General features: G+C 59.3%; 6 protein-coding genes and 1 pseudogene. 6 read left to right on the top strand and 1 reads right to left on the bottom strand.

From position 1 onward, the window contains the following. Positions 1 to 483: 483 nt before the first annotated feature. Complete coding sequence (locus VGI36_16735; protein ID HEY2486793.1) at positions 484 to 2,328, bottom strand: hypothetical protein; 1,845 nt, start codon at positions 2,326 to 2,328, stop codon at positions 484 to 486. Between the two features lie 689 nt (positions 2,329 to 3,017). Here VGI36_16735 and VGI36_16730 point away from each other — a divergent pair. The 6 genes and pseudogenes from VGI36_16730 to VGI36_16705 all read left to right on the top strand — a co-directional run. Continuing rightward, complete coding sequence (locus VGI36_16730; GenBank protein ID HEY2486792.1) at positions 3,018 to 3,542, top strand: GNAT family N-acetyltransferase; 525 nt, start codon at positions 3,018 to 3,020, stop codon at positions 3,540 to 3,542. Beyond that, positions 3,542 to 4,384: pseudogene (locus VGI36_16725) on the top strand (TauD/TfdA family dioxygenase). The gene VGI36_16730 and the pseudogene VGI36_16725 overlap by 1 nt, the downstream one beginning before the upstream one ends. 169 nt (positions 4,385 to 4,553) lie before the next feature. Further along, entirely contained in the window at positions 4,554 to 5,606 is a 1,053-nt protein-coding gene (gene waaF / locus VGI36_16720; GenBank protein ID HEY2486791.1) for a lipopolysaccharide heptosyltransferase II, read from the top strand. Between the two features lie 61 nt (positions 5,607 to 5,667). Next, positions 5,668 to 6,687: a UDP-3-O-(3-hydroxymyristoyl)glucosamine N-acyltransferase gene (gene lpxD / locus VGI36_16715; protein ID HEY2486790.1), complete on the top strand. Its 1,020-nt coding sequence runs from the start codon at positions 5,668 to 5,670 to the stop codon at positions 6,685 to 6,687. Beyond that, entirely contained in the window at positions 6,674 to 6,931 is a 258-nt protein-coding gene (locus VGI36_16710; protein ID HEY2486789.1) for a hypothetical protein, read from the top strand. The genes lpxD and VGI36_16710 overlap by 14 nt, the downstream gene beginning before the upstream one ends. A 30-nt stretch (positions 6,932 to 6,961) precedes the next feature. Beyond that, a partial coding sequence (locus tag VGI36_16705) for an inositol-3-phosphate synthase (protein ID HEY2486788.1) occupies positions 6,962 to 8,204 on the top strand: 1,243 nt, incomplete at its 3' end.

The raw sequence follows: 8,204 nt of genomic DNA, 5'->3' as shown, positions 1-8,204 counted from the left end.
CGGGGTCGGAGACTGGCCTCGCTCGTAGCGCAAGCAAACCACGCCGCCCACGCTCATTTGAGCCGGGAATTTGCACCTATGGCGGCGCGTTCCGCTAGAGGTTGTTGGGCGCGGTTGATGTCCGATTTGTTCGAGACCCAGCCGCGCCCGGGGGCAACGATCGCATCGTGGATTTGGCCTTTCGCTGAAACGCGCGGCGGACTAGATGACCGGCATCCTGAAAAGCGACGGCCGCGGTTGTGTCAAGACCGCGGCCGTCAGCGCCATTTCCCGGGGAGGTGTTCGTAGTTTTAGGGCTCCAACCCGGGGGTGTAACGACGTGAAGCCGAGCCGAAAGGCAGCAAGAAATCTCGCAACCCGGCGACAGTTCGTTTTGGCCGATTGATTAAATCAATCTATGTTACATTCGCCTCCTGTTATCAGTTCCCGACACCTTTCGAAGCTCGCCAAGACAAGGCGCGGTGCACGTGGTTGTAAAGCCGATCAAATCTCATAGGTCATTGTGAACTCGATCTCGTTGGTGCGCTGCTGCGCGCTGTACAGGAATGGGTCGGTGTAACGCCCGCTCTTCCCTATCGCCCAGAACGCGTTCACCCCGAACAGAATGCTGCGCGAATAGCGGTAGGTGTTGGTCGACGACAGGGCGCCCACCGCGTCGTCGACATCCCACGTCCACACGTTGGTGGTAACCAACTGGCCGTTGAGTATCCAGTTGACCGCCGACACGAAGAAGAAGCTGCTGTCCTCGCGCACTTTACCGATGTTGTTAGCGATACTGGGGACAGCGTTGGTGGGACGGTCAGGAGTCCAGGTGTTGACGTACTGGGCCGTGAAAAAGGTGTGCTGCTTGGACAGCCACGGAATGTAGGTTGGACGGTCGCCAGCAAGGATGAACCGACCCTGTTCCGCCCACTCGCCCTTGTTCGACGGCAGAGAGTTCAAGCCAAAGTTGGGAGTGTACAGGCTGTCATACCGGTAAACGATATCGGTCCATTCTTTGTCGTAATACGTACCGGTCAACCCGAAGAATGAATTACGGCGGTAGCGGGTACTGAGGCTCGCGAACACGGTGCCGAATACAGGAACACCCGCAGCCGGATTGGTTCTGTGGAACGACCTTTGTCCGGGAATACCATAGAAGAATTGCCCGGGTACCAGAGCTGCACCCCCTGTCGCCAAGGCTGGGAAGCCGCCGGGAAGGGTAGTCAGCGCGGTGTTCAAGCTGACAGGGCAATTCCGGAACTCATAAAGATAGATGAAGCTGGCCTGAAGTCCATTGCCGATCGGCAGCAGGCTCGATGCGCGCATGCCAAACTCACTATTCTCAAGCGAGTTGGAAGGGTCGTTATGGGGGCCAATAACGTTGAAGTTCCCAAAGGCCCCACCCACGAAGGTTAACGGTTTCGCTATTGTCTGGAGGAAGCTGCGGTGCTGGATCGGTTGGCCTTGAAAATTAATGCCATTGTTGTTGAAGGCCGCCGGCACGCCCGCTACTGCGCCTGCTTGACCCGGCCCCGTCGCCGCCGGGACAGACCACGGGTTGCGCCCGTCGGCGGTCGTCCACCCAAGGAAGACGGTGTTGCCCTGGAAGTCGCCCGGTATCCAAAAGGCCTCGAGTTCGTTGTTGGCGGTCTTATAGAAGTCCGGCAGGATGTAGTTGAACTTCACCATCCGCACATTCTTGCGCAAGTCTTCCGCGGCCTCGAACGGGATGAACCCGTGGAAGGTCCCGTCGACCGGGTTGGTTACTTCGGTACCGGACAGCGCATCCGCTTCCGACCAGATGACCTGCTGCTTGCCGACACGCATCGAGAAGTTATCGGTGAAGTTCAGCTGCCCGTAGTACTCGTGCAGGTCGTTGCGGAAATACTGCTGCTGCAACTGGGATTGCTGGTAGGTAAACCAATTGTTGCCCGGTTCGGCGCGGCCGCGATCCTTCAAGGTTCCGAACGTGTCGTACCACGGACGGTAGAACGCGAAGAAGTCGGCATCTTTTAAGACCAGGGTGTCGAAACGGCCCATGAACTTGTAGTTCTTGACCACGTGGTAGTCGGGCCGGATGTCGGCCAAAAACCGCATCTCGCTAAGGTCCCAGTGATTGAAGTCCCAGCTGCCGCCTGTAGAAGAAGAGGCGAGTCCCATTTTCGCGACTGTCGTCGTCGGGGTCGGATGGGTGAAGGTGGTAGGGCTTCCGTTGTTGGCGCTGCCGCCCTGCCCCCAGCGTCCCTCCGTGCGGGATTCGAAGAACCCGAATACCGAGAAGTCACCCTGCGTGATGGTCGCTCGCGCCGCCGTCGACCACAGCGTGGCGAGCGTCGCGGCGATCACCAGCAGAACGAACCGACCAAGACTACGGGTAGTAGAAACCGCTGCTGCTCTAACTATCATTAAAGACCTCCTCCCTGCGCCTGAATCCCATCTCTTACCCCCAACCCGGGCAGGCGCCCATTCGGAACGTGCCCCCAAGGATTCACCATCTAAACTGCGCACCTTAATATTACTGCTCCACAAAGAAGTCAATATTTCTAATAGTAAAATTCGACAGGCTAATTTCGAGAAAAGGATTTTTGGACCGATGAGTCCTTTTTTACTAATGACCACCCTTTAAGCAATTATGGACCAGCCAGTCCTTTTTTCCCATTTCGCTTAAGGTTTTTGCACCTCCGATTAGCTGGTATTTTGTCTCTTCGATCATCGGCTTTCAGAGCTGGTGAGCATGGCTAATGCAATAGAAATCGAATCGCATTCACCCCAAGCGTAACCCGAAGAGGGGGATCCGCTGGCCAGATGACCGGGTTGAAGAGGAGGCGCACACAGTCCGGAGATGTCGAACTTTGCCGCGGTACAAGATTCTGCACACACGGCGGCAAGCGAAAGCCGCCGCAGAAATGCTTGCATGGCCCGTCCGCTTTCCCGGGCCGGCCGTTGGAGAAATAAGCGTGCGGCACCCTCGATATTACGGGCCCGGGCGTCCCGTTATCATGAGCTCAGGTGGAATCAGCCGGGGAAGCACAATATTGAGCGAATTCAGCATTCGTATGCCCAGCGAGGACGACTGGCGCGCGATCTTGAACCTGGCCAACCAGTCGCTAATGGAAGTACCAGGTGCACCCAGCCAGCAAGAGTGGCTGGAAAATCGGAGGTCGTACTCGCCGTCGGAAGGCATACAACGACACATTGTCGCCACCTCAGGCGATCAGATCGTCGGGTACGCCTGTATCGAGCACCGCGACAATTTTAAACTCCATCCGCCCGCGATTAACGCGCCGCACGGTGAATACCGGCTGTTTGTAGTTGTGGCTCCATCGGACCGCTCAACCCTGGGCACTCGATTGCTCAAGCTGCTTGGCCGCCAATTGATCGACCTTGGCGCTCTCCGTGCGTGGACCACGGAATACGAGGCGGATGCCCACTTCGTGTCATACCTGGAACGGATGGGATTTGTCCGCCAAACGAGCTTCAGACTGCCAGATGGAACCACTGCGGTCAGACTGATCATGGATGCTCCGTTTCAATCGCTCGCCGCCGCGGAGGAATCTTGATGAGCGCCTGGCGGCACCTGTCTGTGAGTCCAATCGCTGGTGCGCTCGGCGCGGAAGTTGGCGGAGTTCAGCTTGCCCATCTCGACGAGTCCGCTTTCGCGGAAATTGAGGCGGCGTTCCTCACACACCAGGTGCTGCTCTTCCGTGACCAGGAGTTAACTCGAGATCAGCATAGAGCATTTGCCCGGCGCTTCGGCACCCTGAACATCCATCCCTTCGATCAGCCGCTCAAGGATCAAGGCTATCCGGAATTCGTGGTATTCCAGAGCGACCAACACCACCCGTATGTCGCGCAGGCTTGGCACGCCGACCTGACCTTCCTGCCCGAGCCGCCGCTGGGTTCGGTGCTGCGATGTGTGCTCGCACCACCGCTCGGGGGCGATACGATGTGGGTGAGCATGTATGCGGCTTATGAGGCGCTCTCGGACAAGATGCAACACCTGCTCGCCGGGCTAGTCGCAATTCACGATACCAGCCGCGTCTTTGCACTGTCGGCGTATCGTCACGAGGAGATCAGCGACAGCGACGCAGACAGGCTGCGCAGCATGTCGGCGGAGCATCCGGTGATTCGCACGCACCCGGAAACCCGTCGCAAAGGCTTGTTCGTCAACTCGCACTTCACCGCCTCTACCAAGGGCATGAAATCCGCGGAGAGTGCCGCGCTGCTGAACTTTCTCTAACGTCACATCGAACTGCCGGATTTCAGTTGCCGCTTCCGATGGCAAAACAACTCGGTTGCAATGTGGGACAATCGCTGCACCCAGCATCGCGCGGTCGGTGACAATCCCGCCGCGGAGCGTCGTCTGGAGCGGGTGACAATCAACGGTGACAGGCCGTTCTAGTTTGGCCGGTAGGAATTTGGTGTCGCGCCATCGGGGCGGACTCTTCCCCTTCTCGGTAAGACGAGGGCTCGGTAACCAGAAGAAGGAACCCCCGCGCCGCAGCGTCGCTTGAAGACGGTAAGAAGAAGCAGATGCTATTATTCCGTGCGGCGCTGAGACCCCTTTGGGAATGGATCACTCGGTTCAACCACCCCCACAACGTATCGTTGTAAAAGAAGTCAATTGGCTCGGCGACCTCGTTATGAGTCTGCCTGCCTTGCGCGCGATTCGCCGTTCGTTCCCGCGCGCACGCATCTCCGTTGTGACGAAAAGCGAGTTGGCAAGCTTCTTCGATGGAGTGGAATGGATCAATGAAATAATCCCCTACACGGTCCGCCGCGGTATTCGTGGTCGTGGCGATCGCCGCGCGGTGGTTAACACCATCCGATCGCGTGGATTTGACCTGGCCGTCTTGTTTCCCAACAGCTTCGAATCCGCGTTGTGGGTTTGGAGGGCGCGAATTCCGCGCCGGGCCGGGTACATAAGGGACTTGCGCGGCCTAATGCTCACCCACAAGATCGCCCCGCCTCCGCAGGCCATGAACGACCACCAGGTTCACTACTGGCTCACCATGGTGCAGAAGACGATCGGCGTATCAGGAGACGCAGGGGATTTTGCTCTGACCGCCGACCCAAACCGCCTGCAGGAGATGGCCGCCTGGCTCCATGCGCATCGCAGGCGTAAGGGTTCGCCCTTGATTGCTATCGCCCCTGCCGCCGCGTTCGGTCCCGCCAAGGAGTGGCCGACGATGCATTTCGTCCAGCTCATCAATGACCTCGCCGAGCGTCACGATGCCGAATGCGTCCTGGTAGGTGCGCCCGATGACCGTCCGCAATGTGCGACGATCGCGTCGGCCTCGCGCCACGGCGCGCTGATCGCCGCCGGAGAAACCAACGTCGGCCAGCTGGTCGCGTTGCTCAAGTTAGCTGATGGGTTTGTCGGCAATGATTCCGGCGCGATGCACGTCGCGGCTGCGCTCGGACAGCCTACGGTAGGAATTTTCGGCTCTACAAATCCCGCGCGGACCGGCCCGCTGGGACCCAGAACCCGGGTTCTGTGGCAGCATCTCATCTGCAGCCCCTGCCTCGCGCGCACCTGCCGCTTCGGGCACTACAACTGTCTTCGGGAGATAACTCCCGGCGGCGCGCTCGGCGCTTTGCACGCGCTGGGCGCCATACAGTGAACGGGTTTCTTGTGCCGCCAGGTTGCAATATTCTGACTAGCTAACGTGTCCGGGTGAAGTCATGAAACTCAAGGAACTCGCCGCTCGGCTGGAATTGGAGCTGCGTGGCGATGGCGAAACCGAGATTCTTGCCCCAGCGCCAATCGAAGCGGCCGGTCCTGGCATGATCATCTTCGTGGCCGCGGAGAAATTCGCGCCGACCCTCGAGCGAACTTCGGCGGCGGCGGCCATTGTCGCGCGCGAATTCGTCGACAAGGCGCGATGCCCGGCGTTGATTAGCGCGAATCCTTACGCCGACTTTGCGCGCACGGTCGGCATTTTCTTTCCCCCTTATCGCCCACTGCCGGGAATCCATCCGAGCGCACAAATCGCGGATGATGTGAAGCTGGGAGAGAACGCTTCGATTGGACCCAACGCGGTGATCGGCGCAGGTACCACACTGGGCCGCAACGCCGTGCTGCACGCTAACGCAACCATCTATCCGAACGTTCGCATCGGCGACGATTTTACTTGCCACAGCCAGGCGGTGGTTCGCGAAGGTTGCACCATCGGCAACCGAGTGACGATTCTCGATGGAGCCGTGATTGGTGCGGACGGGTTCGGCTTCGTCGAAGACCATGGTGGACTGGTGAAGATTCCCCAGGTCGGGACCGTGGTTCTCGAGGACGACGTCGAGATCGGCGCCAAATCGACCGTCGACCGGGCGATGCTCGGCGCCACGATTTTACACCGTGGCGTGAAACTCGACGACCAGGTCCATATCGGCCACAACTGCGAAGTCGGAGAATACACGCGGTTGTGCGCGCAAGTCGGTATCGGCGGCTCAACCAAAATCGGCAAATGGTGCCTGTTCGGCGGCCAGGCCGCTGCTCCCGATCACCTCACGATCGGCGATCGCGTAATGGTCGCCGCGCGAGGCGCACTGCATCGCGATACACCCGATGGGGCGGTCATGGCGGGCTGCCCGGCCGTCGAGATTGGGGTGTGGCGCCGCTACGTTGCGGGTTGGCCACGTCTGACGGAAATTCTGCGACGCCTGCGCGCGCTCGAAAAACAGTTGGAAGACGATGAGGACAGGTGAGCTGGTAGCGCGCTCGCGAGCCGTCGCGGGAACCAGCTTGAGAGTGCTCGTGCTCATGGGCATGCTGGTTGCCGGCCTGGGGCTCAGCGGGTGTATCTGGCTGGCCATACCCGGACTTGCCTACTCCGGCTATCAATACGAAAAGACGGGCAAGCTACCAGGCATGCCATCCACCTCGCAGGCCTCGTCCGGCGGCCAACCCCAAGCATCCGCCCAGGCGACGCCGTCCGACAGCATCGAATGATGATCGTGTCAGGCGCCAAGGAGCTTCACTTTGCCAACGAAAGATAACGTGCGTTTCGCTCCCGCGGACGGGAAGCTCGGTGTCCTGATTCCCGGACTCGGCGCAGTGAGCACGACCTTCATCGCGGGGGTCGAGGCGGTCAAGCGTGGTCTGGGCCAGCCGATCGGCTCGTTGACCCAGCTCGCGACCGTGCGTCTGGGCAAGCGCACCGAAGGCCGCGCACCCCTGATCAGGGACTTCGTCCCGCTCGCGTCGCTGAACGATCTGGAATTCTGCGCGTGGGATATTTTTGAGGATAACGCATACCAGTCAGCCCGCAATGCCTCCGTGCTGGACCCGGCCCTGGTCGAACAGGTGCGCGTTCCGCTCGAAAAAATTCATCCCCTGGAGGCCGTGTTCGATCGCGAGTATGTACGCCGAATCAATGGTCCGAACGTGAAAGAAGGCCGCAACAAAATGGAAAAGGCCGAGATGCTGATGGAAGACATCCGCCAGTTCCGGGCGCGCACCAACGTCAAGCGGATGGTGATGATTTGGTGCGGCTCCACCGAGGTGTTCCATACGCCCTCGGAAGTGCATCAGTCCCTCAAACGCTTCGAGCGCGGACTTCAGCAAAGTGATCCGGAAATCGCGCCGAGCCAGATTTACGCATACGCGGCGCTCAAGATGGGAATTCCATACGCCAACGGCGCACCCAACCTGACCACTGATACCCCGGCGCTGCTCGAACTCGCGCGCGAGAAGAACGTCCCGATCTGCGGTAAGGATTTCAAAACCGGACAGACCTTTATAAAGACGCTCATCGCGCCCGGACTTAAGGCACGAATGCTCGGGCTGTCGGGATGGTTCTCTACCAATATCCTCGGCAACCGCGACGGGGAGGTGCTGGACGACCCCGGATCGTTCAAGTCAAAGGAAGAAACCAAGCTGTCGGTGCTCGATCAGATTTTGCAACCGCAGTTGTATCCGCAGCTCTACGGCGATGTGTTTCACTCGGTGCGGATCAACTACTATCCGCCGCGCTGCGACGCCAAGGAAGGCTGGGACAACATCGATCTCTTCGGATGGCTTGGCTACCCGATGCAGATCAAGATCGACTTTTTGTGCCGCGACTCAATCCTCGCGGCGCCGCTGGTGCTCGACCTGGTACTGTTCCTGGACCTGGCCCATCGCGCAGGTATGCACGGAATCCAGGAGTGGCTCTCGTTCTTCTTCAAGGCACCGATGGTCGCAGCGGGACTATACCCGGAACACGACATTTTTATTCAGCTCA

The organism is Candidatus Binataceae bacterium, assembly GCA_036495685.1.
Taxonomy (GTDB): Bacteria; Desulfobacterota; Binatia; order Binatales; family Binataceae; genus JAFAHS01.
Note: the sequence above shows the minus strand (reverse complement) of the source record. Positions and strands in the feature narration are given on the sequence as shown.